Below are 24,825 nucleotides of genomic sequence, written 5' to 3'. Positions count from 1 at the left end.
TTTAGCCGATGCAAGATTCCTCTCTGCCTTGCCAGGATGCGCCGCCGCCCTCAGTGGGCGCGGCTTCCCGCCGCGTCACGCGTTCGGTGGCGGTGAAGTGGGGCGACCGCACGGTCATGATCGGCGGCGACGCGCCGGTGGTGGTCCAGTCCATGACCAACACCGACACCGCCGACGCCATCGCCACGGCGATCCAGGTCAAGGAACTGGCGCTGGCCGGTTCCGAGATGGTGCGCATCACCGTCAATACGCCCGAGGCCGCCAAGGAAGTCATGGCGATCCGCGAGCAGCTCGACCGCATGGGCGTGGATGTGCCGCTGGTGGGCGACTTCCACTACAACGGCCACAAGCTGCTGACGCAATTCCCGGACTGCGCCCAGGCGCTGTCCAAGTACCGCATCAACCCCGGCAACATGGGCGGCGGCAAGCGTCGTGACGACAACTTCGCCCAGATGATCGAGGTGGCTTGTCGCTACGACAAGCCGGTGCGCATCGGCGTGAACTGGGGCAGCCTGGATCACGAGCTGATGGCGCGCAAGATGGACGAGAACAGCCGCCGCGCCCAGCCCTGGGAAGCGCAGGCGGTGATGCGCGACGCGCTGGTGGTGTCCGCCATCACCAACGCCCAGCGCGCCGAGGAACTCGGCCTGCGCCGCGACGCCATCATCCTGTCGTGCAAGGTCAGCCACGTGCAGGACCTGATCACGGTCTACCGCGACCTGTCGGCGCGTTGCGACTATCCGCTGCATCTGGGCCTGACCGAGGCCGGCATGGGCAGCAAGGGCATCGTCGCCTCGACCGCCGCGCTGGCCGTGCTGCTGCAGCAGGGCATCGGCGACACCATCCGCATTTCGCTGACGCCGGAACCCGGCGGCGACCGCGGCCGCGAAGCCGTGGTGGCGCAGGAAATCCTGCAGACCATGGGCCTGCGCGCGTTCACGCCCATGGTGGTGGCCTGCCCCGGTTGCGGCCGCACCAGCAGCACGTTCTTCCAGGAACTGGCCGATAGCATCCAGTCCTACCTGCGCCGGCAGATGCCGGTGTGGCGCGCCCAGTACCCCGGCGTCGAAAGCATGAACGTCGCGGTCATGGGCTGTGTGGTCAACGGGCCTGGCGAAAGCCGCCACGCGGATATCGGCATCAGCCTGCCGGGCACCGGCGAGGTGCCGGCCGCGCCGGTGTTCGTCGACGGCGAGCGCACGGTCACCCTGAAGGGCGACCATATCGCCGAAGAATTCCAGGCCATCGTTGAAGACTACGTGGCGCGCCGCTATGGCGCGCTCGCCTCTCATTAAAGAAAGGGTGTGGCCGCGAGGCGCGCTTGCCAGCGCGCGGGGCGGCATGATCAAGATGACTCAAGCTTTCCAGAAAGTCGCCGCCATCCGCGGCATGAATGACCTGCTGCCAGGGCCCAGCGCCCGCTGGGAGCAATTCGAGGAAATCGTGCGCGGCTGGCTGCGCGGCTATGGCTATCGCAATGTGCGTACGCCCGTGCTTGAGCATACGCGCCTGTTCACGCGCGGCATCGGCGAAGTGACCGACATCGTCGAAAAAGAGATGTACACGTTCACCGATGCGCTCAACGGCGAATCGCTGACCATGCGGCCCGAGATGACCGCCGGCATCGTGCGCGCCTCGATCGAGCACAATCTGCTGTACGACCGCCCGCAGCGCGTCTACTCGATCGGTCCGGTGTTCCGCCACGAGCGCCCGCAGCGCGGCCGCTACCGCCAGTTCCACCAGATCGACGTCGAGGCCCTGGGCTTCGCCGGTCCCGATGTGGACGCCGAGCTGATCGTCATGCTGGCCCGCCTGTGGAAGCTGCTGGGCCTGACCGACGTGCGCCTCGAACTGAACTCGCTGGGCCAGCCGGCCGAGCGCGCCGCGCACCGCGCCGCCCTGATCGCGCACCTGGAAAAGCACGTCGACATCCTCGACGAGGACGGCAAGCGCCGCCTGTACACCAACCCGCTGCGCGTGCTCGACACCAAGAACCCCGCCATGCAGGAAATGGCCGACAGCGCGCCGCGCCTGTTCGACTTCCTGGGCGAGGAGTCGCGCGCCCACTTCGACGGCGTGTGCCAGCGCCTGACCGACGCCGGCATCGAATACCGCCTCAACCCGCGCCTGGTGCGCGGGCTCGACTACTACAACCTGACCGTCTTCGAATGGGTCACCGACCGCCTGGGTTCCCAGGGCACGGTGTGCGGCGGCGGCCGCTACGACGGCCTGATCGAACTGCTGGGCGGCAAGGCCGCGCCGGCCGTCGGTTTCGCCATCGGCATGGAGCGCCTGCTGGACCTGTGGGAACAGAGCGTGCAGGTCGACGCCCCGGCCGAGTGCGACGTCTACGTCGTGCACCAGGGCGAGGACGCGCAGCGCCTGGCCGCCCGGGTTGGCGAAGACCTGCGCGATGCAGGCCTGTCGGTGGTGGTGCACGCCGGCGCCGCCAGCTTCAAGTCCCAATTCAAGCGCGCGGACGCCAGCGGCGCCCGCGTTGCGGTTATCCTTGGCGCCGATGAAGTGGCTTCGCAGACCGCCAGCATCAAATTCCTGCGCGCCGACGCCCAAGGCGATGCCGCGCAGCAGCAAGTCCCGTTGGCGGGCTTGGCCGACGTATTGAAGAATCTCAAGGGTTAGGGCATGGCATACGATCTGGAAGAACAGGAAAAACTCGACGCAATCAAGGCGTGGTGGGCCCGCTACGGCACGCTGGTGCTGTCGCTGGTGGCCGCCGTGGCGGTGGCCTGGGGCGGCTGGTGGGGCTCGAAGGCCTACCAGTCGCACAAGGCGAACCAGGCCATGGGTTATTTCGAGGCGCTCGAAGACGCGGCCCGCCTGGGCGGCGCCGATTCGTCGGTGCGCATCAAGGCCGCCGCGGCGACCCTGCGCGACCAGTACGGCTCGACCGGCTACGCCACCCGTGGCGCGCTGGTGGCGGCCCAGGCGCTGCAGGCCCAGAAGGACGTCGACGGCGCCCGCCAGCAGCTCGAATGGCTGGCCGGCCAGACCAAGAACCCGTCCATGCAGGCCGTCGCCCGGCTGCGCCTGGCGGGCCTCTTGCTCGACCAGAAGCAATACGATGCCGCGCTGGGGCAGCTGAACAACGCCCCGGCCGCGTTCGCCGCCTTGTTCGCCGACCGCCGTGGCGATATCCTCGCGGCGCAAGGCAAGCGCGAGGATGCGCGTGCGGCATGGCAAAGCGCCATTGATGGCCTGGGCACGGCGAATCCGCTGACCCAGGTTGTGCAACTGAAACTGGATGCCCTGAGCGGAGCGTGACTGTAATGCGTAAATTTGCCTTTGGCCGGACGTGGCGTGGCGCGGTTTGCCTGACGGGCGTGCTCGCCCTCGGCGGTTGCGGCCTGTTTTCCCATGACGACGGCCGTTACGACCCCGCTCCCCTGACCGAGTACAAGGCCGGCATGTCGGTGCGCCAGGTCTGGTCGACCTCGATCGGCAGCGGTTCCGGCCTGGGCTTTGCGCCCACGGTGCTGGAAAACGCCATCTACGCCGCCACGCCCGATGGCTCGGTCGGCAAGTTCGACCTGCAAAGCGGCCGTCCCATCTGGAAGTCGCAGGCCGGCGTCAAGCTGACCGCGGGCGCCGGCAGCGATGGCACCACCACGGCCGTGGCCTCGCCCGATGGCGACGTGGTCGCCTTTGATGACAGCGGCAAGGTCAAATGGAAGGTGCGCGCCACCAGCGACGTCAACATCCCGCCGGTGGTGGGCTATGGCATCGTCGTGGTCCGCAGCGGCGACTACCGCATCCAGGCCTTCGACGCCAACAACGGCGAGCGTCTCTGGAGCGTGCAGCGCCCCGGCCCGGCGCTGGCCCTGCGTAGCGCCGCGCAGATGGTGCTGGCCGAAGGCCTCGTCATCACCGGCCTGCCCGGCGGCAAGATGATGGCCATCGCCTCCGACAGCGGCAACGTGCAATGGGAAGGCACCGTCGCCACCCCGCGCGGCGCCAGCGACCTGGAACGCCTGACCGACGTGGTCGGCGCGCCCCGCATCGCCGGTAACCTGCTTTGCGCGGTGGCCTACCAAGGGCGTATCGTGTGCTTTGACGTCACGGCCGGCGGCCGTCCGATCTGGGCCAAGGACTTCTCCAGCGTCAGCGGCATGACCCTGGACCAGCGCTTTGCCTACTCGGCCGACCAGAACAGCGTGGTCAACGCCTTCGCGCTGGACAACGGCGGCAACGTCTGGAAGCAGGCTGCGCTGAAGAACCGCCAGCTCACCGTGCCGGCCCTGCTGGGCGGCGCGCTCGCGGTCGGCGACCTGGACGGCTATGTGCATTTCCTGTCGCGCAGCGACGGCAGCCTGATGGCGCGCCTGTCGGTGGGCGGCGGTGCCATCGTTTCGCCGCCGCAGACGACTTCCCAAGGTGTGCTGGTCCAGACGGGCAATGGCAATCTCGTCCTGATCGGCACCAACTAAACCCTCAAGAACAAAGCCTTACACCGTGTCTTTCAAGCCTGTCGTTGCCCTGGTCGGCCGCCCCAACGTGGGGAAATCGACCCTATTCAATCGCCTGACGCGATCGCGCGCCGCGCTGGTGGCCGATTTTTCCGGCCTGACCCGCGATCGCCATTACGGCGAGGGCAGGGTGGGCGATATCCCCTTCATCGCCATCGACACGGGCGGTTTCGAGCCGGTCGCCAAGGATGGCATCCTGCTGGAAATGGCGCGCCAGACCCGCCAGGCCATCGCCGAGGCCGATGTCGTCGTGTTCCTGGTGGACGCGCGCGCCGGGCTCAACGCCCATGACCACGAAATCGCCACGCTGCTGCGCAAGTCGGGGCAGCAGCGCGTGCTGCTGGCGGTGAACAAGGCCGAAGGCATGGGGGCGGGCGCCGCCATCGCCGAATTCCACGAGCTGGGCCTGGGGCAACCCTATCCCATCTCGGCGGCGCACGGCGACGGCATCGTCGACCTGATCGAACTCGCGCTCCAGGACCTGGCCGAGCCGCCCGCCGAGGACGAAGAGCCGGCGGAAGAGGGCGAGCACGACCATCGCATCAAGCTGGCCATCGTGGGCCGTCCCAACGTCGGCAAGTCCACGCTGATCAACACGCTGATGGGCGAAGAGCGCGTGATCGCGTTCGACATGCCCGGCACCACCCGCGACGCCATCGAGATCGACTTCGAGCGCGATGGCCGCCGCTACACGCTGATCGACACCGCCGGCCTGCGCAAGCGCGGCAAGGTGTTCGAGGCGGTCGAGAAGTTCTCCGTCATCAAGACGCTGCAGGCCATCGAGGCCAGCAACGTCGTGCTGCTGATGCTGGACGCGCAGACCGAAATCTCCGAGCAGGACGCCCACATCGCCGGCTTCGTGCTGGAAACCGGGCGCGCCGTGGTCGTGGCCGTCAACAAGTGGGATGGCCTGGACGGCGAGGAAAAGGAACGCATCGAGCGCGAATTCATGCGCAAGCTGCGCTTCCTGTCGTTCGCCCGCGTGCACACCATTTCCGCCTTGCGCGGCCAGGGCATCAAGCCGCTGCTCAAGTCGGTCAATGCCGCTCACGCCGCCGCGTTCGCCAAGCTCTCCACGCCCAAGCTGACGCGCGAGCTGCAGGCCGCCGTCGAGCAGCAGCCGCCGCCCCGCAAGGGCATCTTCCGTCCCAAGATGCGCTATGCGCACCAGGGCGGGCAGAATCCCCCGCTGGTGGTCATCCACGGCAACGCGCTCGATTCGGTGCCCGATTCGTACCGCCGCTACCTGGAAACCCGTTTCCGCAACGCCTTCGATCTGGCCGGCACGCCGCTGCGGATCGAATTCAAGTCTTCGCACAACCCCTACGCGCAGGAAAGCTGATCCATGAGCCGTTTCTGGAGTCCCGTGGTCGGGACGCTCAGTCCGTATGTGCCGGGCGAGCAGCCCAAGCTTCAGAACCTGGTCAAGCTGAACACCAACGAGCATCCCTACGGGCCGTCGCCCAGGGTGCTCGAGGCGATCCGCGCGGCGTGCGATGACACGCTCAAGCTCTATCCCGATCCGTCGTCCGACCGCCTGCGCCAGGCGGTGGCGACGGCCGTCGGCGTGGCGCCGGCCAGCGTCTTCGTCGGCAACGGCTCGGATGAAGTGCTGGCGCACGCCTTCCTGGCGCTGCTCAAGCACGAGCGCCCGCTGCGCTTTCCGGACATCACCTACAGCTTCTATCCCGTCTATTGCGGCCTGTACGGCATCGATTACGAGACCCTGCCGCTGACCGATGATTTCCGCATCGACGTCGACGACTACCTGCCGGGCCGCCATGGCCAGGCCGGCGCCATCATCTTCCCCAACCCCAACGCGCCCACTGGCCGCGCGCTGACGCTGGCCGAGATCGAGCGCGTGCTGGCGGGCAATCCGGATTGCGTGGTGGTGGTGGACGAGGCCTATGTCGATTTCGGCGCTGAGTCGGCCATCCCGCTGACCACGCGCTACGACAACCTGCTGGTCATCCAGACGCTGTCCAAGTCGCGTTCGCTGGCGGGCCTGCGGGTCGGCTTCGCGGTCGGCAGCCCGGCGCTGATCGACGGCCTGGAACGCGTCAAGAACAGCTTCAATTCCTACCCGGTGGATCGCCTCGCCTCGGCCGGCGCGGTCGCGGCGCTCGAGGACGTGGAGTATTTCGAGCAGACCCGCCAGGCGGTGATCCAGACCCGCGGTCGGATGACGGCCGGCCTGGAGGCCCTGGGCTTCGATGTGCTGCCGTCCAGCGCCAATTTCGTGTTCGCCCGCCACCCGTCGCGCGATGCCGCCGCGCTGGCCGCCGGCCTGCGCGAACGCAGCATCATCGTGCGCCATTTCCGCCTGCCGCGCATAGACCAGTTTCTGCGTATTACAGTGGGCACGGATGCGCAGTGCGAATTGCTTCTGAAAGCGCTCGCCGAGCTCGTCTGACCCCCGGCTGAAGGGCCTTTCCGGCGGAAAACTCTGGTGTCAACTTTTGCATCCGACACAAGTAGCACGGGCCGGGAAAACCCTGTAGAGTACATGTTTCGGCGTGCCCCACCTGTAAAAAGCGCGTCATCACTCAATAACAAACAAATGGAGCCTGGCCAATGAGCAATAAAGGGCAAACTCTGCAAGATCCGTTCCTGAACACGCTGCGCAAGGATCATGTGCCGGTGTCGATCTACCTGGTGAACGGTATCAAGCTTCAAGGGCAAATCGAATCTTTCGACCAATACGTGGTGCTGCTGCGTAACACGGTCACGCAAATGGTCTACAAGCACGCCATTTCCACCGTGGTTCCCGCTCGCGCCGTGAATTTCCAGGTGGAAGTCCCTGCTGAGTAATCTCGCTCCCGCAGTACCTTTTATTGCCCGCCGGACGGTCGACGTCGGCGGGCATTTTCGCTTTGGCTCCAAAATGGTGCATGTATGCGCGCACTGATCATCAGCGTGGATCTGGGTGATCCCGACTTCACGGCCCATGCCGAGGAATTCGCCATGCTGGCCAAGGGCGCCGGCGCGGAAATCGTCGGCACGCTCACGGCCCGCCGCGACCGTCCCGACGCCAAGTTCTTCATCGGTTCCGGCAAGGCCGACGAAGGCGTGGGCATGGCCCAGGCGCTGCTGGCCGACATCGTCCTGTTCGACCAGCCGCTGTCGCCGGCCCAGCAGCGCAACCTGGAACGGGTCTTCAACCTGCGCGTGGTGGATCGCGTGGCGTTGATCCTGGACATCTTCGCGCTGCGCGCCAAGAGCCACGAGGGCAAGCTGCAGGTCGAGCTGGCGCAGCTGCAGCATCTGGCCACGCGGCTGACGCGCATGTGGAGCCACCTGGAGCGTCAACGGGGCGGTATCGGCATGCGCGGTCCCGGCGAATCGCAACTCGAAATGGACCGCCGCATGATCGGCGCCAAGGTCAAGACGCTGCGCGAGCGCCTGGACCGGGTCGAGCGCCAGCGCGTCACGCAGCGCCGCGCGCGTGCCCGGGGCGGCGCCCTGTCGGTGTCGCTGGTGGGGTACACCAACGCCGGCAAGTCGACGCTGTTCAATGCCTTGACCCGCGCCGATACCTACGCGGCGGACCAGTTGTTCGCCACGCTCGATACGACCACCCGCCGCATCTGGATCGAAGGGGCGGGCAATGTGGTGGTGTCGGATACCGTGGGCTTCATCCGCGACCTGCCTCACGACCTGATCGCGGCGTTCCGCGCCACGCTCGAGGAAACCGTGCACGCCGATCTGCTGCTGCACGTGGTCGATGCCGCCAGCCCGCAGCGCGACGAACAGATCTTCGAGGTCAACAAGGTGCTGGCGGAAATCGGGGCTGCCGCGATTCCCACCATTCTGGTATACAACAAGATCGACCGTGCTGGCCTGGAACCCCGGGCGGAGCGCGACGCCCATGGTACGATTGCGCGAGTATTTGTAAGCGCCACCGAGCGCGCCGGTTTGGACGCGTTGCGCGGGGCAATTGCGGAGACCGGACAGATTGTGGGAAACAATGCCTCGAATTATCAAACTCTTCAATCTGAATGACCCCGGCTGGGGTCGTGGAAACAATAATGGCTCCGAGCCGCCGCCCAAGCGGCCCCAAGGCAACGGAGACGGTCCGCCAGACCTCGACGAGGTCTGGCGCGATTTCAATAATCGCATCGGATCGTTATTCGGCCGCAAGGGCGGGGGCGGCAACAACCGCCCCGGTGGCAATCGCGGCGGCATGACGCCGCCGTCGCCGCGCGGTGCCCGCATCGGACTGGGAGTGATCGCCCTGGTCGCGGTCGGCATCTGGGCGGCCAGCGGCTTCTATATCGTCCAGGAAGGCCAGGTCGCGGTCGTCACGCAGTTCGGCAAATACAAGAGCACTTCACAAGCCGGCTTCCAGTGGCGCCTGCCGTATCCCATCCAGAGCCACGAAATGGTCAACGTGTCGCAACTGCGCACGTTCGAGGTCGGTTTCCGTGGCGGCGCCCGCAACAAGGTGCTGCCCGAGGCGCTGATGCTCACGACGGACGAGAACATCGTCGACATGCAGTTCGTCGTGCAATACCGCCTGCGCGCCGATGGCGCGCCCGATTACCTGTTCATGACCCGCGACCCGGACGACTCCGTGCGCCAGGCGTCTGAAACGGCCATGCGCGAAGTGGTCGGCAAGCAGTCCATGGACTTCGTGCTGTACGAGGGCCGTACCACGGTCGCCACGCAGGTCCAGGCGCTGATGCAGCAGATCCTCGATCGCTACCAGACCGGCGTCCAGGTCAGCACCGTCGCCATCCAGAACGTGCAGCCGCCCGAACAGGTCCAGGCCGCGTTCGACGATGCCGTCAAGGCCGGCCAGGATCGCGAACGCCAGATCAACGAAGGCCAGGCCTACGCCAACCAGGTTGTGCCGCTGGCCAGCGGCCAGGCCTCGCGCATGCTGGAGCAGGCCGAAGGCTACCGCGCCAAGGTGACGGGCGATGCGCAGGGTAATACCGCGCGCTTCACCAGCATCCTGGGCGAATACGAGAAGTCGCCGCAGGTCATGCGCCAGCGCATGTACCTGGAGAGCATGCAGGACATCTTCACGCGTGCCAGCAAGGTCATGGTCGACACCAAGAGCAACAACAACATGTTGTACCTGCCCTTGGACAAGATCATGCATCTGGCCGCCCAGGATGCCAGCAAGTCCGCGGTAGGCAACCCCGGATCGCCCGCATTGGTCAGCCCGCCGCTGCAAGCGCCACTGCGTGGTGGCGCGGCGCCGGCCCCGCAACCCTCCGGCAGCAGCAATAGCAATGCGCTGCCCCGCGATCGTCAGTCGCGCTAACCCGGAGGATTCCTGATCATGCAACGTCTTATGCCTATCCTGGTCGGCCTGCTCATCGTGCTGGCCGCCCTTTCTTCCTGCGTGTTCGTGGTGCGCGAGCGCGACTACGCCCTGGTGTTCTCGCTGGGTGAAGTGCGCAAGGTCATCAACGAGCCCGGCCTGTACTTCAAGGCGCCGCCGCCGTTCCAGAACGTGGTGACGCTGGACAAGCGCATCCTGACCATCGAAACCAACGAAGCCGAGCGCATCCAGACTTCCGAAAAGAAGAACCTGCTGATCGACTCGTACGTCAAGTGGCGCATCGCGGATCCCCGCCTGTACTACGTGACCTTCGGCGGCAACGAACGCGCCGCGCAGGAACGCCTGCAGGCGCAGATCCGCGACGCGCTCAACGCCTCGGTCAACGTGCGCACGGTGCGCGACGTGGTCTCGACCGAACGCGACAAGATCATGGCCGAAATCCTGACCAACGTCGCCAAGCGCGCCGAGCCGTTGGGCGTGCAGATCGTCGATGTGCGCCTGCGCCGCATCGAGTTCGCGCCCGAGATCTCGGAATCGGTGTACCGCCGCATGGAAGCCGAGCGTACCCGCGTCGCCAACGAGCTGCGCTCGATCGGCGCCGCCGAGGGCGAGAAGATCCGCGCCGAAGCCGATCGCCAGCGCGAAGTGATCGTGGCCCAGGCCTACGCCAAGGCCCAGACGATCATGGGCGAGGGCGATGCCGCGGCCGCCGCGATCTACTCGCAGGCCTACGGCAAGAACCCGCAGTTCTACACGTACTACAAGAGCCTGGAAGCCTACCGCGCTTCGTTCTCGAAGCCGGGCGACGTGCTGGTGGTCGACCCCAGCTCCAGTTTCTTCCAGTTCATGAAGGACCCCGCCGGCCAGGCCCTGGCCCCGGTGACCGTGCCCGCCAAGTAAAAGGCGGCGCCGCGGACGGCATGCGAAGCCCCCAGGTTTTTCCTGGGGGCTTTTTTCTGGCCGGGTTGCGCCGGCGGCCCGTGCGGCGGGGCAATGGGGGACGTGTTGCGCCACGGGCTGGCGCTGCTGGCTGAACCATGTACAATACCCCGTAAGCTAGAAAACATTCCGCAGCGGCTGAGCGGGCTTACGCCCCCTCAGCCGCTTTTTCGTTTGGGCGACGCCCACGCATCTCTAGGCGTTATTCAGGTAAACATTCATGGGTAACTGGTTGCTGCCCGAGAGCCTTGCCGACGTACTTCCGGCAGAGGCCCGGCGCATCGAGGAAGTGCGCCGCGAACTTCTCGATCTGTACCGTACTTACGGCTTCGAGCTGGTCGCGCCGCCCCTGGTCGAGTACATCGATTCATTGCTGTCCGGCACCGGTAGCGATCTGGATCTGCGCACCTGCAAGCTGGTCGACCAGCTGTCGGGCCGCACGCTGGGCGTTCGCGCCGACATGACTCCCCAGGTCACGCGCATCGACGCGCACTTGTTGAACCGCGCCGGCGTGACCCGCCTGTGCTACTGCGGCAACGTGCTGCATGCCCGCCCGGCGGACCTGCTGTCCAGCCGCGAGCTGCTGCAGATCGGCGCCGAAATCTACGGCCATGCCGGTTTCGAGGCCGACCTCGAGATCATCCAGCTGGTGCTGGAAACGGTGGCCATCGCCGGTGTGCGCAATCCGCGCCTGGTGCTGTGCCATCCCGGCGTGCTGCGCGGCATCGTCGAAGCCGATCCGGCCGCGGCCGCGGTCTCTCAGGACGTCATCCGCCTGATGCGCGAGAAAGACGTGCCGGGCCTGACGGAACTGGCCGAGCGCACGCCCGGCATGCGCGCTGAAACGCTCAAGGCGTTGCAGCTGCTGCCCAAGCTTTATGGCGGCCCCGAAGTGCTGAAGCGGGCCCGCCACGACCTGCCGCTGTTGCCCGGCGTCGTCGCCGCGCTGGATGCGCTGCAGGTGTTGCTGGATGGTCAGCCGAACGTCGACTTTGGCGTCGACCTGGCGGACGTGGACGGCTACGGCTACCACTCCGGCATCAAGTTCGCGCTGTACGCCGAGGGCTGGCGCGACGCGCTGGTGCGCGGCGGCCGCTACGACGACGTCAGCCTGGCATTCGGGCGCGCGCGTCCGGCCACGGGCTTCAGTCTGGATTTACGCAAGCTGGCGGCGGGTTTGCCGCCGGCGGAACGGGCGCGTGCGGTTCGCGCGCCCTGGGGGCAAGCCCCCGCCCTGGTCGAGGCGGTCCGCCGCCTGCGCCGGTCAGGGGAAATCGTCGTTCAGGTATTGCCCGGTCACGAGCAGGATCAGGACGAATTCGTTTGCGATCGCGAGCTGGCGCTGCAGGATGGCGCCTGGACGGTCAGAACGCTGTGACTAACTCCCTCTCGGCAACGAGAGGGCCGCGGGGAGATTTCCGGATTTCCCGAGAAACTCGATATTGATTCGTAACATGAGCAAGAACGTAGTCGTAATCGGCACCCAGTGGGGTGACGAGGGCAAGGGCAAGATCGTCGATTGGCTGGCGGAATCCGTCCAGGGCGTGGTCCGCTTCCAGGGCGGCCACAACGCCGGCCACACGCTGTGGATCAATGGCAAGAAGACGATTCTTCGCCTGATCCCGTCGGGCATCATGCATCCCGGCGTCACCTGCTTCATCGGCAACGGCGTGGTGCTGTCGCCCGAGGCCCTGCTCAAGGAAATCGAAGAGCTCGAGGCTGCCGGCCTGGACGTGCGTTCGCGTCTGCGCATCTCCGAGATCTGCCCGCTGATCCTGCCGTACCACGTGGCCGTCGACAAGGCCCGTGAAGCGCGCAAGGGCGATGGCAAGATCGGCACGACCGGTCGCGGCATCGGCCCGGCCTACGAAGACAAGGTCGCCCGCCGCGCGCTGCGCGTGCAGGACCTGTTCAACCCCGCGCTGTTCGACGAAAAGCTCGCCGAAGTGCTGGATTATCACAACTTCGTGCTGACCAAGTACCTCGGCGCCGAAGCCGTGTCGGCCAACGAAGTGCGCGACCAGGCCATGGCGCTGGCGCCGGCGATCGCCCCGATGGTCGCGGACGTCTCCAGCATGCTGTACACCATGCAGCAGGAAGGCAAGCGCCTGCTGTTCGAAGGCGCGCAGGGCGCGCTGCTGGACGTCGATCACGGCACCTATCCGTTCGTCACCAGCAGCAACTGCGTCGCCGGCGCCGCTTCGGCGGGCGCGGGCGTCGGTCCCCAGTCGCTGGACTACGTCCTGGGCATCACCAAGGCCTACACGACGCGCGTCGGCTCGGGCCCGTTCCCCACGGAACTGGTCGACGAGATCGGCACCCGCCTGGCCACCATCGGCAAGGAATTCGGCTCGGTCACCGGCCGTCCGCGCCGCTGCGGCTGGTTCGATGGCGCCGCGCTCAAGCGCTCGGTCCGCCTGAACGGCATCACCGGCCTGTGCATCACCAAGCTGGACGTGCTCGACGGCCTGGAAACCATCCAGCTGGGCGTCGGCTACCGCGTCAATGGTGAATTCCGCGACGTGCTGCCCTACGGCGCCCACGCCGTGGCGCAAGCCCAGCCGGTGCTGGAAGAGCTGCCGGGCTGGAGCGAATCCACCGTCGGCATCACCGAGTACGACAAGCTGCCCGAGGCCGCCCGTCGCTACCTGGAGCGCGTGGCCGAAGTCTGCGGCGTGCCGATCGACCTGGTGTCCACCGGTCCCGACCGCAACGAAACCATTGTGCTGCGTCATCCCCTGAAGGGCTGACATCGGGTTATTATTCGCAAGGCCGCCGCCGGTCTCATACCGGCGGCGGCCTTTTCGTATTTTCACGCAGGAGATCCTTGCCTATGAGCGCGCCAACCAGTGACGATAGCCATCTGTGGGTGACGTGGGACGATTACAACCGCTTGATCGAGCGCCTGGCCTTGCAGGTGCACCAGTCCGGTTGGGAGTTCGACAAGATTTTGTGCCTGGCGCGCGGCGGCATGCGCGTCGGCGACGTCATGTCCCGTATTTTTGATGTGCCGTTGGGCATTCTGGCGACCAGCAGCTACCGCGAAGCCGCGGGCACCAAGCAGGGCGATATGGATATCGCGCAGTTCATCACCATCACGCGCGGCACGCTGTCCGGGCGGGTGTTGCTGGTGGACGACATGGTGGATACCGGCAAGACCTTCATGAAGGTGTACGACCACCTCAAGAGCCAGTTCGCCGACATCACCGAATTGCGCAGCGCCGTGCTGTGGTGGAAAGGGCATTCCCTGGCGCAGCCCGACTATTACGTCGACAAGCTGCCGACCAACCCCTGGATCCACCAGCCCTTCGAAGACTACGACAGCCTGCGTCCGCACCAGCTGGAAGCCTGGATCCGCAAGGGCTCGAAGGCCTGAGGCCTTTCGGGGACGGATAGTCCGGCGATCCCTGCCGCCCGCGCGCGACAGGGGCGGCAAGCGCCGGGGCATTGCGCCGGACTGTTCTCCCGGTAGTCAAAATAGCCATGACCATGCTAGAATCGCTGGTTATCGCTAAACCGAACTTGGCTTGTTACTCTCTGGGTAGTCTTTGGGTAACGGAAACAGCCAGCGAATTTAGCGCTGCAAGGCTCTTGGCGCTCGCGCCTGGAAGCGGAAAATGAGAGGTCGGTGGCCTGGGTTGTCCAGGTGCGCGGATCTCTTGGCCCGGATGGGCATGCCCGATTACTATATTCGCGTATGCATGGTCTGCGGCCTGGGCTGACAGGCGGTTTGCCGCCGGGAACCCCGTGGCGTTGCTGGTAAGCAAGCCAGGTTTGTCATCAACTTTTGTTACCCTACAAGCAGGCCAATCACTTTATGCCTATCGTTCGACTGAAGGAAAACGAACCGTTTGAAGCCGCTCTGCGCCGCTTCAAGCGCACCATCGAAAAGACCGGTTTGCTCACCGAACTGCGCTCGCGCGAGTTCTATGAGAAGCCCACGGCCGAGCGCAAGCGCAAGCACGCCGCCGCCGTGAAGCGCCACTACAAGCGCATCCGTAGCCAGCAACTGCCCCCGCGCCTGTATTGATTTCTGATTCCAGAATCTATTGATTCCAGAATCATTCATCCAGGAACTACTCGCCCGGGTCGACGTTGTCGATGTCGTCGGGCGGTACGTGCAGTTGCGAAAGGGTGGGGCCAACTTGCTTGGCCTGTGCCCCTTTCATAACGAAAAAAGTCCGTCGTTCACTGTCAGCCCCACCAAGCAGTTCTATCACTGCTTCGGTTGCGGAGCGCATGGCAGTGCCATCACCTTCCTGATGGAGCACACGGGCGCCAGTTTCCCCGAAGCCGTGCGCACGCTCGCGGCTTCGGCGGGAATGACGGTCCCCGAAGAAAACCGCAGCCCCCGCCAGCAGCAGGAAACCGCGCGCCGCAAGGCCGAGGAGTCCCGCCACACGCAAGTGCTGGACGCCGCCCAGGCCCATTACCTGAAGCAGTTGCGCGCATCGCCCGCGGCGATCCGCTATCTGAAGCAGCGTGGCCTGACCGGCGAGATTGCCGCGCATTTCGGTCTGGGCTGGTCCGGCACGGACCGGCACGGGCTGTCGCAGGTTTTTCCCAATTACGAAGATCCCACGCTGGTGGAATCAGGTCTCGTCATCGAGTCCGAGGACGGCCGCCGCTACGACCGCTTCCGCGAACGGGTCATGTTCCCGATCCGCAATGCGCGCGGCAGCCTGATCGGCTTTGGCGGCCGCATCATCGGCAAGGGCGAGCCCAAGTACCTGAATTCGCCGGAAACCCCGCTGTTCTCCAAGGGCCAGGAGCTGTACGGCCTGTGGGAAGCGCGCCAGGCGATCCGCCAGGAAGGCCAGGTCATCGTGGTCGAAGGCTATATGGACGTGGTCGGGCTGGCGCAGCAGGGCATCGCCAATGCCGTCGCCACGCTTGGCACCGCGACCACGCCGGATCACGTCAAGAAGCTGCTGCGCACCAGCGACAAGGTCATCTTCAGTTTCGACGGCGACGGCGCCGGCCGCCGCGCCGCGTGGCGCGCGCTGCAGGCGTGCCTGCCGGTGCTGCGCGACGACATCGCCATCCGCTTCCTGTTCCTGCCGACCGAGCACGATCCGGATTCGTATGTGCGCGAACTGGGCGCGGAGGCCTTCCGCGCCTGCCTGGGCGAGGCGGTGGCGCTGTCGCGCTTCCTGCTGGACGAGCTGGCCTCGCGCCACAACATGGAAGAGGCCGAGGGCCGCGCCAGTTGCCTGCACGAGGCCAAGCCGCTGCTGGCGTCGATTCCGGAATGCGCGCTGCGCGTGCAGATCGAACGCGAGATGGCCAAGCTGGTGCAGCTGACGCCCGAGGAAATGGCACAGGTGCTGGCGCAGCAGCCCGCCAAGCCGTTCGGCGCGCCCGCCAAGCCGAACGCCGGTGAGGCGGGCATCGTGGCCGCCTCCGGTACGGCGGCGCCGCACGACGGCGCCCCGCACGATGGCGGCTACGACTTCGCCGGCCACGATTTCCACGACATTCCCGCCGACGATGGCGAGTATGCCGACTATGGCCAGTTTTCGTCGCAGGGCGGCGAATCGGGCGGTGGCTGGAATGGCGGCGCCGGCAAGCAGGACTGGAAAGGCAAGGGCGATTGGAAGGGCAAGAGCGACTGGAAGGGCAAGGGCGACTGGAAAGGCGGCAAGGGCAACTGGAAGGGCAAGCGCGATGACGTCGGCGGCTTCGAAGGACGCCGCACCATGCCGTCGCTGGCCAAGCGCCTGCTGAGTCTGTTGCTGGCCCATCCGGAACTGGTCGACTCCATGGGCGACCAGCAGCTTGAAGTCATCGACCACGGCCCCCATCTAGGATTGGTGAGGGACCTGATCATGCTGGCGCAGGCCAGCGGCGCGCGCCATGTGGGCGCCTTGCTGGAGGCAGCCGAGCCGGACTCGGACCTCGCCACGGTGCTCAAGGGATTGCGGGTCGACATCCTGTCGCAAGAGGATCTGCCCGATCCGCAGACCGAGTGGGATGACGCGCTGCGCCGCATCGAATTCGATTCGGCGAAGGCGGAAATGTCCAAGCTGGCGGCGGCGGGCCTGGCCACCGAGGAGGCGCGCAAGCGCTACTTGGAGCTGTCCAGCCGGATGTTGGTGCTCAAAGGTGCCGGCATACGCTAAATGCGGTAAAATCAAGGGTTTTCCCGCCGCGACATTGCCACGAACGCCGTATGGCGACGAGGTGGTGACGAGAGAGGGGGCAGGACTCTCAGTGCCGCGGGAAAACGATTACAGAAGCCGATTACAGAAGCTGCAGGAAAAAGAACGGCGGGCGGAATCTATTTTCGCCGCCGGAATCTAATTGTTTTAGGGTTTGATGGGCAGGTCGGCTGAAGATGCGCCGGGCTGGCGGACAGGACCGATACCGGTTGAGCGGGTCGGTCCGGGGCGGGTAAGCCCCAGGCGCCAGCACGAAAAAAAAGCGGACGTGTGCGTCAAACTTGTTACATAGTTAATTACTATAGCTGAGCGGTGAATCACGCAGTCCGGCGACGGTTATCTTCGCGCCGCGTCTGAGGTTTGGGTGCTGTGTCTATCCAGCTGCCAAGGGCAAGGCCCGACAGGCAAGCAACGCCTATTTATAGGCAGACAGCCCCCCCTCGACGCCCGAAGTCCATCGCGGGATGAAGCCATGCACGCCAGGCGCCCAGCCGGTCACGGACCGCAACGACGCCAGGCGGGCTCGCAAGAGCCGGTGCTGCGAACAACGCAGCCGCGGGGCTTCCGCCGATTCACCTGATTTACCCGTAGGGATGCCGCGAAAGGCCTTTGCCTGGCAGCGGCGTCATGCGGTGCAACATGCCCGAACGGGTTGCGACGACCACGGAAGCGACTATGACCAAATCCACCGGCAAATCCTCCTCTGCAATTGATGCGACCGACGCCCTGGCCACGAAGGCCAAGCGCGTGGTCAGCATGGCAGCGGAAAAAGCGCCCGCCAAGACGGCGGTGAAGGTCGCCAAGCCTGCCGCGAAGACGGCCGCCAAGAAGGCGGCTGCCAAGACGGCGGCGGCAGACAAGCCCGAGAAGGTGACCAAGGCTCGTGCCAAGAAGGCCGAGGACAAGCTCGCCGACCTGGTCGGCAGCGCGCGTCCGGTCCCCAGCGGCCGCCGCCCCGGTCGCCCGGCCAAGAACGCCAACAATGATTCCGACGGTTTCGACGACACCATGGACGGCGAAGGCGAAGTCCTGCCGGACCTGAAGCCGCCCAAGCGCGGCGGCAAGCGCGGCAAGGCTGATCCCAAGGATCTGATCGCCCGCGGTCCCGTCTCGGCCGAAGAATACGAAGCCCGCCGCAACCGCCTCAAGCAGCTGATCAAGCTGGGCAAGGACCGCGGCTATCTGACCTACGGCGAAATCAACGACCATCTGCCTGATGACCTGGTCGACGCCGAAGCCATCGACGGCATCATCAGCACCTTCAGCGACATGGGCATCGCGGTCTACGACCAGGCCCCCGACGCCGAAACGCTGCTGATGAGCGAAAACGCGCCGGTCGCGTCCAACGACGACGACGTCGAAGACGAAGCCGAAGCCGCGCTGACCACCGTGGACTCCGACTTCGGCCGCACCACCGACCCCGTGCGTATGTACATGCGCGAAATGGGCTCGGTGGAGCTGCTGACGCGCGAAGGCGAAATCGAGATCGCCAAGCGCATCGAAGATGGCCTGAAGCACATGGTCATGGCCATCTCGGCCTGCCCGACCACCATCAACGAAATCCTCGCCCACGTCCTGCGCGTGCGTGAAGGCCAGGCGCAGATCGACGAAGTGGTCGACGGCCTGGTCGATCCGGAAGACGGCGAGGAATACGCCGGCGCCGGCGTCACCGCCGACGAAGACGAAAGCGACGACGGCCCCGCCGGCGGCATGTCCAGCAAGCAGCTGGAAGACCTGCGCATCAAGGCGCTGGCAAAGTTCGACGAGGTCGGCAAGCAGTTCGACAAGATGCGCCTGTCGTACGAGAAGGACGGCTACAAGTCGGACGTCTACGTGCGCGCGCAGGAGTCGATCCAGAACGAACTGATGGGCATCCGCTTCACCGCCAAGATGGTCGAGAAGCTGGCCGACACGCTGCGCAACCAGGTGGAAGAAGTGCGCCAGCTCGAGCGCGCCGTCCTGCACACGTGTGTGGACCGTGCCGGCATGCCGCGCACGCATTTCATCAAGGTGTTCCCGGGCAACGAAACCAACCTGCAGTGGGTCGTCGACGAAGTGGCCGCCGGCCATCCGTACGCCGAAACGCTGGAGCGCCAGATCCCCGCCGTGCAGGAACTGCAGCAGAAGCTGATTGACCTGCAGACCCGCGTGGTGCTGCCGCTCAAGGACCTGAAGGACGTCAACAAGCGCATGGCCACCGGCGAAGCCAAGGCTCGCAAGGCCAAGCGCGAAATGACCGAGGCCAACCTGCGCCTGGTGATCTCGATCGCCAAGAAGTACACGAACCGCGGCCTGCAGTTCCTGGACCTGATCCAGGAAGGCAACATCGGCCTGATGAAGGCCGTGGACAAGTTCGAGTACCGTCGCGGCTACAAGTTCTCGACCTACGCGACGTGGTGGATCCGTCAGGCCATCACCCGCTCCATCGCCGACCAGGCGCGCACCATCCGTATCCCGGTTCACATGATCGAAACGATCAACAAGATGAACCGGATCAGCCGCCAGATCCTGCAGGAAACCGGCGCCGAGCCGGATCCCGCGACCCTGGCGCAGAAGATGGACATGCCCGAGGACAAGATCCGCAAGATCCTGAAGATCGCCAAGGAGCCGATCTCCATGGAAACGCCGATCGGTGACGACGACGACTCGCACCTGGGCGATTTCATCGAGGACACCTCGACCCTGGCGCCTTCGGACGCCGCGCTGCATGGTTCCATGCGCGACGTGGTCAAGGAAGTGCTAGACTCCCTGACCCCGCGGGAAGCCAAGGTTCTGCGCATGCGTTTCGGTATCGAAATGAGCACCGACCAGACGCTGGAAGAAGTGGGCAAGCAATTCGACGTCACGCGTGAGCGCATCCGCCAAATAGAGGCTAAAGCGCTGCGCAAGCTGCGTCACCCGAGCCGGGCCGACAAGCTGAAGAGCTTCCTGGAAGGGCAGTAAGTTTCCTGGGCCTCTAGCTCATGCCTGGTTAGAGCAGCGGACTCATAATCCGTTGGTGCCGAGTTCGACTCTCGGGGGGCCTACCAAAGAAACTCGCGGGTCTTGGAGTAATCCAAGACCCGTTTTCTTTTCCGCAATCCTGGGCCTTTTCCGCAAACCGGCTTACCGAGTGGGTGCTGCCTTGTCGCCCTTGCGGCGCCGGACGTACTTCTCGGTGGTCGTCACCGACCCATGGCCGAGCTGCTTCTGGGCCTGGCGGATGTCGCCGGCGGCCTCGGTCTTGTCGGTGCCGGCCTTGGCGCGCAGGTCGCGGAACTGGAACGCGGCCTTGGGCACGCCGGCCGCCTGGCGGGCTTTGTCGAACCGATCGCGCAGCGCGCCGGCGGTCAGCGGCAGGCCGGATTCGTTCACCACCAGGTACAGGCTGACCACCTTGTTGTCGGCACGGTAGCGGGCCTTCCTGGCCTTGATCCGGTCGACCACCTGCGCCAGCTCGCCGGTGATCTCGATGCGCAGCTTCTGGGCGGTCTTGCCCTGGCGTACATGCAGGAAGCCGTCGCGCATGTCCGTCTCCAGAAACCGCAGGGTGTCGGCCGGCCGCTGGCCCGCCAGGTAGGCCAGGTCCATGGCGTCCTGCAGCGGCTCGTCCGCAGCCTTCCAGACCTGCGCATAGGTGTCGTCCTCGACGTAAGTGTCGCGGCCGCGCTCCTTGTTCTTGCGCACGCCCTGGGCGGGGTTCGGTGCGTCGGTCAGGCCGATCTCGCGGGCGTAGTTAAAAATGGCGCTGAACAGCGCGATTTCGCGGTTGGCGCGGACGTGGCCGGCATCGGGTGGCACCTCCCGGCCCTTCTCGCGGAACCAGTCCGCCGCTTTCCCCATGCGCCAGCGGATGTACCGGGTGACGTGGACAGGCTTGATCAACTCCAGCGCGACCGGGGGTTTGTCGAAGATCTCGCACAGGAATTCGAGTTCGATCTGGTTGCCGTCCTGCGTGCGCGGCGCCTTCGTCGGCACGATGTCGGCGAAGTATCGGTTAGCAGCCTGACGGAATGTGACCTGGCCGGCGGCGCCGACCGACTGCTGCGTGAGCTGGCCCCAGCGGCGCATGGCCTCGACGAAGTCGGACCCCAGCGGCTCTTCCTTGCGCGGCTTGCCACCCAGGTCGAAGTAGTAGTAGGTCTTGGCGCCGCGGTGGCGCGCGCGCATGCCAGGCGGCAAGCGATTGCGGGTAGGCTTGCGCCCCATGCTCATGCTCTCCAGGCGTCAGGGGTCCATTCGGCATTGGCCGGCTCGGCCGCGCGCTGGCGCTGGCCATCCACGGCACTGCGCGCGACTATAGCCCGGCCGGCACGGTTCACGTGCGCCGGGTAGCCGTGGGCAAGCAGCCATTCCACCTGCAGGACAGGGTAAGGCTTGCCCTTGGTGCCGCGCCGGATGCCGGTCATCTCGGCCACCTCGGCCGGGCTCAGGAACATGTCGGCGGCCGGTGCTTGGTGTTGGGCTGCGTGTGCCATCACATCTCCTTCTTGTCGGTGTCGGCGCGGCGGAACTCCACGACCCAGACCCATGGGTTTGCCAGCCAGGAGCCGGCACCGTTGATCTGCTCCCAGAGTGCCGCATAGGTCGGCTGCGGATCTTCGAAGGTGCGTCCCATCGTCTTGGCCAGACGGCAGATTTCCACTTCATCAAGCGATCCGTCGCATTCTTCGATACCCTCTGCCCAGCAATCAGCTCCACTAATGTCCTGCAACCGCTCCACGCGCACGCCGGTGATTTCCAGGACCAGGCGGCAGGCCCAGCGCGGCATGTGAATGCCAGGGCGCAGCTTGCCGGGCGTGGTGCCGGTGGGCGGCGTGTCGAAGCCGTGCCAAGCGCCAGCGCGGCGGCCGTCTGCTTCAAACTGCGTGGGTGCCCAAGGCGTGTTGTATCCGGCGTCGAGCGCCTTCTCTCCCACGTCGTTAGGCGAGAGGCGATCGAGGCTCGCGGCAAAGCGAAACGCTTCCCGCACCCATAGGCGCTCGCCGGGCTGGCCGTAGGGGCAGCCGTTCTGGTTCGGGAATCTGGTGAGAATCGCGTCCAGGTCGTCGCGGCCTGCGAATTCCTTGGCAACCCGCCGCGTTTGCGTCTTGTTGCCGGCCAGGATGGCGCGCACCATCGGGCCGGTGAACAGGATAGGGCGTTCACGCATGATTTCCTCCTTCCTCGGTGGTCTGCGCGCCTGAATGCATTACGGCACGCCTGGGGCGCTCCGACTTGTACGCGGCGCGCAGCTTGCGCAGGATTTGGCCGGCGCGCTTGTGCTTGGCCACCTCGGCGTCTTTCACTGCCTGCGAGATATCGGCGTCGTTCATGATGGCCTTGAGCATGTACTTGTGGTTGTTCAGCACGGCGCCCAGCACCTTCAACTCGACCATCGTCAGATCAACCTTCATCGCGTTCCCCTTGTTCGGGCTGGGTGGCATCGTCCACCACCTCGCCAACTGCGGCGCGCAAGGCGTCGAAAGCGACATCGAATCGTGCGACGTTCTCAGGAAACACCACCAGCGCGCCATCAGCCCGGTCCCATACATGCCCGTACAGCTTGGTCATGCCCTTGGCGGCGGTCAGCAGCCGGCCGACGTCCGCACCCCCGGCGCGCTGCTGGCGGTCGGCCGGATGCACAGCGCACGGATGGCGCAGGGAGCCGTCACCGCTGGGGCAGGAGCAGGGCCGAGCCGGCTCGGCGCTGGCCTGGTCGATCAGATCGCGCATCACGTCGGCGCGGTGCCAGCCCAGGTACTTCACGGGCAGCTTGCCGGACGCGATCCGCTTCTGGATGAAGTCGGTCTTGTCCAGCCACTCGTTGAAGGCGGCGCACAGCTCGGCATCGGCGCTGGCCTGGGGCGCGGCATACACGGCCACCGCTTCTGTAGGCCAAGGCCCCGGCGTCACGTCTGCGTATTGCTTGGCCCATTGATCCGCGCAAATTCGGGCTTGATGCTGGTCCGTAATGCGCGAGAAATAGCGAGCGCTGCACGGCGCGTGCAGTACTGCGACGTAACCTAGCGGCCTCTGCGCCTCCCCGGCTACAGGGGCGCTTGCCAGGGCGGCGCGGCCTCGCCAGCCCTCCCAGCGGGCGGTGTCTCCCTGGCGGAAGGGGACCGGTCTACGGCCGAAATCCGACACATGCCACTTTTCAAACGCTGCCCACTCATCGGCTACAGGGGCGCGCAGCTTGGGCAGCGGCGTAGGCGATGCGGTGTTCGGCGTGTACGGATACGCCGGGCCAATGCCCTTGACGCGCTGCGCGTCGTCCTTCTCGTTGGCCGCCTGGGCGGCGTTGTTCTGGTTCTGATTGGTCATAGGTCCAGTTCCTTGTTGATTGATGTGCCCGCGCTGCGGGCGATGGCTAGCAGAACGTCGCGGAATTCGGGCGGCGTAGCGTCGCGGATACGGGTCTTGTCCTTGCCTCCCACCATGGCCATCATTCCGATGCGGCGGGCCTTCTCGTAGCCGTGCAGTTCCAGGGCGCGCGGGTGGATGCGCTGGGGTGACCGGCCCCACTTCAGTTCAGGAAGATCGGTGCCGACGGCGTAGAGCCACGTCCCCTTGCGCGCCATGTGGCCGTAATGCCCTTGCTCGACATAGCAGGTCCAGCCGCCGAATTCATCGGCGCGCACCCACCGGCCGGCGCGCGGCGGCTTCTTCAGTCCAAACCAGCCCCAGGCGCGAGAGTCGGCCGGATGCTCCAGCACGCCGCCGTAGTTGCGCACTGCGGTCAGCGCGGCGCCGAAGCATCCGCCGTCTTCGCCGAGCCGGAACTGGTGCGGCTTGTTGGGTGGCCCATGCCAGTACCGGCCCCAGCGCTGGCAGGGCGGGTGGGCGACGACAGGACGATGCCCGGCGTACCGGCGTGCGTCCCGCGGCTCGTCCCACGGGTCCACGCCAGGCACGCCGAAATAGGCGCCGTCCGTTTCCACGAACAGAGCGGCAACGTCCATGCTCACCTCCCCGCGCCCTGTTGTGCTGGCTGGGCGGCGATGAAGCGCGACGGCGCCCAGTCGCATTGCTCGTCGCCCGCGATATGGCCGAACATCAGATTGCAGCGGCGGAAATGCGCGCAGTCGCCGCAGGTCTTGCCGTCAGGCAGGTTCATTTTGTAAAGGTCGGGTGTCTCGCGCTTCATGGGTTGGCGGTCTTGTGCCATCACGCATCCCCCTTACGTTGTGACGGCTGGGCGGCGAGCTGCCAGCAAACGGGTTTCTCGTTGTCCAGGCGTCGAACCAGGCCCAGCTTTTCCAGGCGCACCAGACAAACCCGCATGGCGGCGCTGTGCTGATGCTGGTTGCCGAAACGCGGGCGCACCCTGTCGGCCACATCGCGAGTTAGCAACGCGCCCGGTCCGCTCAGTGCGGCGAGTACCTTCTTTTCGTAGTAGGTGAGTTCCATCACGCATCCCCCTGCCGCTGGGCGGCATTAAACGGAATGCGGATGACTTCCTCGATCTGCACAGGGCCGTCCTGGCCGTACACGGCTGCATAGTTCTGGATCTCTTGCAGGGCCTGCGCCCGTGGGCCACTGGCCGACGCCACCACCATGTCGTCTTGCAACAGGTCGAAATGCGCATCCCGCGCATCGCCAGCAGCGGGAGCGGGGTGGTTCAGGTGGGCCAGCACGGCGATGGCCTGCTTCTCGCTGATCCATACGCCGCTGCATTCGCCCTCGATGGCATCGCGCAGCCGCTTCACCGCATCCCCTTGCTCCACCGTGGATACGGGGGATGCAGCCAGCTCCAGCGGCCCGGGCTCGTCCTGGAAGAGGCCGTGCTTGATTTCGAATTCGGTCATGTCGTCACCTCAGAAGTTGGTTGAACGCCATGCTCGCGATGGCGCAGAGAATCAGTAGCCCAGAAATTGCCCCGACGATCCCGTATTCAAGGAGCCGGTCCGACGATTCGTCGTCTAGGTCGGTGTGAATGTGCCTATCCGAATTCATTTGGAATCTCCTGGGCAATGGAAAGGGGAGC

The 24,825-nt window shown here is 65.7% G+C and carries 25 protein-coding genes and 1 tRNA gene; 17 read left to right on the top strand and 9 right to left on the bottom strand.

Translation table 11 applies throughout. From position 1 onward, the window contains the following. Positions 1 to 8 precede the first annotated feature (8 nt). From ispG to H0523_RS02655, 17 genes are all read left to right on the top strand, one after another. Positions 9 to 1,295, top strand: a complete 1,287-nt coding sequence (gene ispG / locus H0523_RS02735; RefSeq protein WP_054434282.1) for a flavodoxin-dependent (E)-4-hydroxy-3-methylbut-2-enyl-diphosphate synthase — start codon at positions 9 to 11, stop codon at positions 1,293 to 1,295. A 55-nt stretch (positions 1,296 to 1,350) separates the two neighbouring features. Next, positions 1,351 to 2,640, top strand: coding sequence for a histidine--tRNA ligase (gene hisS / locus H0523_RS02730; RefSeq protein ID WP_156333298.1), 1,290 nt, complete (start codon positions 1,351 to 1,353; stop codon positions 2,638 to 2,640). 3 nt (positions 2,641 to 2,643) lie between these two features. Further along, the gene (locus H0523_RS02725) at positions 2,644 to 3,282 is read left to right on the top strand and encodes a YfgM family protein (RefSeq protein ID WP_006393977.1); all 639 of its coding nucleotides are present in this window, start codon (positions 2,644 to 2,646) and stop codon (positions 3,280 to 3,282) included. Between the two features lie 5 nt (positions 3,283 to 3,287). Next, on the top strand, positions 3,288 to 4,445 hold the full coding sequence (bamB, locus tag H0523_RS02720; RefSeq protein WP_054434285.1) for an outer membrane protein assembly factor BamB: 1,158 nt from the start codon (positions 3,288 to 3,290) through the stop codon (positions 4,443 to 4,445). 25 nt (positions 4,446 to 4,470) lie between these two features. Further along, positions 4,471 to 5,826 carry a ribosome biogenesis GTPase Der gene (gene der, locus H0523_RS02715; protein ID WP_054434286.1) on the top strand — a complete coding sequence of 452 codons (1,356 nt, stop codon included), beginning with the start codon at positions 4,471 to 4,473 and terminating at the stop codon, positions 5,824 to 5,826. A gap of 3 nt (positions 5,827 to 5,829) precedes the next feature. Then, a complete protein-coding gene (hisC, locus tag H0523_RS02710) occupies positions 5,830 to 6,897 on the top strand; it encodes a histidinol-phosphate transaminase (protein ID WP_054434289.1) in 1,068 nt (355 codons plus the stop codon). Between the two features lie 161 nt (positions 6,898 to 7,058). Next, positions 7,059 to 7,295: an RNA chaperone Hfq gene (hfq, locus tag H0523_RS02705; protein ID WP_006218585.1), complete on the top strand. Its 237-nt coding sequence runs from the start codon at positions 7,059 to 7,061 to the stop codon at positions 7,293 to 7,295. Positions 7,296 to 7,379: 84 nt separating this feature from the next. Beyond that, positions 7,380 to 8,486 carry a GTPase HflX gene (gene hflX, locus H0523_RS02700; RefSeq protein WP_006387860.1) on the top strand — a complete coding sequence of 369 codons (1,107 nt, stop codon included), beginning with the start codon at positions 7,380 to 7,382 and terminating at the stop codon, positions 8,484 to 8,486. Then, positions 8,452 to 9,756, top strand: coding sequence for an FtsH protease activity modulator HflK (gene hflK / locus H0523_RS02695; RefSeq protein WP_054434315.1), 1,305 nt, complete (start codon positions 8,452 to 8,454; stop codon positions 9,754 to 9,756). The genes hflX and hflK overlap by 35 nt, the downstream gene beginning before the upstream one ends. 18 nt (positions 9,757 to 9,774) lie before the next feature. Then, positions 9,775 to 10,677: a protease modulator HflC gene (gene hflC, locus H0523_RS02690; protein ID WP_054434291.1), complete on the top strand. Its 903-nt coding sequence runs from the start codon at positions 9,775 to 9,777 to the stop codon at positions 10,675 to 10,677. 259 nt (positions 10,678 to 10,936) lie between these two features. Continuing rightward, positions 10,937 to 12,094 carry an ATP phosphoribosyltransferase regulatory subunit gene (locus H0523_RS02685; RefSeq protein WP_054434294.1) on the top strand — a complete coding sequence of 386 codons (1,158 nt, stop codon included), beginning with the start codon at positions 10,937 to 10,939 and terminating at the stop codon, positions 12,092 to 12,094. Positions 12,095 to 12,170: 76 nt separating this feature from the next. Next, positions 12,171 to 13,466 (top strand): adenylosuccinate synthase, encoded by a 1,296-nt coding sequence (locus H0523_RS02680; RefSeq protein WP_054434296.1) that lies wholly within the window; start codon positions 12,171 to 12,173, stop codon positions 13,464 to 13,466. An 83-nt stretch (positions 13,467 to 13,549) separates the two neighbouring features. Then, the gene (locus H0523_RS02675; protein WP_054434298.1) at positions 13,550 to 14,092 is read left to right on the top strand and encodes a phosphoribosyltransferase; all 543 of its coding nucleotides are present in this window, start codon (positions 13,550 to 13,552) and stop codon (positions 14,090 to 14,092) included. Positions 14,093 to 14,533: 441 nt separating this feature from the next. Further along, on the top strand, positions 14,534 to 14,746 hold the full coding sequence (gene rpsU, locus H0523_RS02670) for a 30S ribosomal protein S21 (RefSeq protein WP_006218592.1): 213 nt from the start codon (positions 14,534 to 14,536) through the stop codon (positions 14,744 to 14,746). 19 nt (positions 14,747 to 14,765) lie between these two features. Further along, positions 14,766 to 16,838: a DNA primase gene (dnaG, locus tag H0523_RS02665; RefSeq protein WP_054434300.1), complete on the top strand. Its 2,073-nt coding sequence runs from the start codon at positions 14,766 to 14,768 to the stop codon at positions 16,836 to 16,838. A gap of 714 nt (positions 16,839 to 17,552) precedes the next feature. Next, positions 17,553 to 19,820 (top strand): RNA polymerase sigma factor RpoD, encoded by a 2,268-nt coding sequence (gene rpoD / locus H0523_RS02660; RefSeq protein WP_054434301.1) that lies wholly within the window; start codon positions 17,553 to 17,555, stop codon positions 19,818 to 19,820. 7 nt (positions 19,821 to 19,827) lie between these two features. Next, positions 19,828 to 19,906: transfer RNA gene (locus H0523_RS02655), tRNA-Ile, on the top strand. Between the two features lie 76 nt (positions 19,907 to 19,982). On the opposite strand, the gene H0523_RS02650 is transcribed toward H0523_RS02655, so the two are convergent. The 9 genes from H0523_RS02650 to H0523_RS02610 are packed head-to-tail and all read right to left on the bottom strand — an operon-like array spanning position 19,983 to position 24,646. Next, positions 19,983 to 21,065 (bottom strand): tyrosine-type recombinase/integrase, encoded by a 1,083-nt coding sequence (locus H0523_RS02650; protein WP_054434302.1) that lies wholly within the window; start codon positions 21,063 to 21,065, stop codon positions 19,983 to 19,985. Positions 21,066 to 21,067: 2 nt separating this feature from the next. Continuing rightward, entirely contained in the window at positions 21,068 to 21,334 is a 267-nt protein-coding gene (locus tag H0523_RS02645) for a DUF4224 domain-containing protein (RefSeq protein ID WP_054434304.1), read from the bottom strand. Beyond that, positions 21,334 to 22,008: a hypothetical protein gene (locus tag H0523_RS02640; RefSeq protein WP_054433068.1), complete on the bottom strand. Its 675-nt coding sequence runs from the start codon at positions 22,006 to 22,008 to the stop codon at positions 21,334 to 21,336. Before H0523_RS02640 ends, H0523_RS02645 begins: the two co-directional genes overlap by 1 nt. Continuing rightward, a complete protein-coding gene (locus H0523_RS02635) occupies positions 22,001 to 22,252 on the bottom strand; it encodes a hypothetical protein (protein WP_054433069.1) in 252 nt (83 codons plus the stop codon). The genes H0523_RS02640 and H0523_RS02635 overlap by 8 nt, the downstream gene beginning before the upstream one ends. Beyond that, positions 22,242 to 23,162, bottom strand: a complete 921-nt coding sequence (locus H0523_RS32175; RefSeq protein WP_231691915.1) for a hypothetical protein — start codon at positions 23,160 to 23,162, stop codon at positions 22,242 to 22,244. The genes H0523_RS02635 and H0523_RS32175 overlap by 11 nt, the downstream gene beginning before the upstream one ends. Continuing rightward, positions 23,159 to 23,800, bottom strand: a complete 642-nt coding sequence (locus tag H0523_RS02625; protein ID WP_054433071.1) for a hypothetical protein — start codon at positions 23,798 to 23,800, stop codon at positions 23,159 to 23,161. The genes H0523_RS32175 and H0523_RS02625 overlap by 4 nt, the downstream gene beginning before the upstream one ends. A 2-nt stretch (positions 23,801 to 23,802) precedes the next feature. Beyond that, entirely contained in the window at positions 23,803 to 23,985 is a 183-nt protein-coding gene (locus H0523_RS02620; RefSeq protein WP_054433072.1) for a hypothetical protein, read from the bottom strand. Positions 23,986 to 24,005: 20 nt separating this feature from the next. Next, positions 24,006 to 24,248 carry a hypothetical protein gene (locus tag H0523_RS02615; protein WP_054433073.1) on the bottom strand — a complete coding sequence of 81 codons (243 nt, stop codon included), beginning with the start codon at positions 24,246 to 24,248 and terminating at the stop codon, positions 24,006 to 24,008. Continuing rightward, complete coding sequence (locus H0523_RS02610) at positions 24,248 to 24,646, bottom strand: hypothetical protein (RefSeq protein WP_054433074.1); 399 nt, start codon at positions 24,644 to 24,646, stop codon at positions 24,248 to 24,250. Before H0523_RS02610 ends, H0523_RS02615 begins: the two co-directional genes overlap by 1 nt. Positions 24,647 to 24,825 lie beyond the last annotated feature (179 nt).

This window comes from Achromobacter insuavis, from assembly GCF_902859645.1.
Classification (GTDB): Bacteria; Pseudomonadota; Gammaproteobacteria; order Burkholderiales; family Burkholderiaceae_B; genus Achromobacter; species Achromobacter insuavis.
This window is presented reverse-complemented; position numbering and strand designations above follow the sequence as displayed.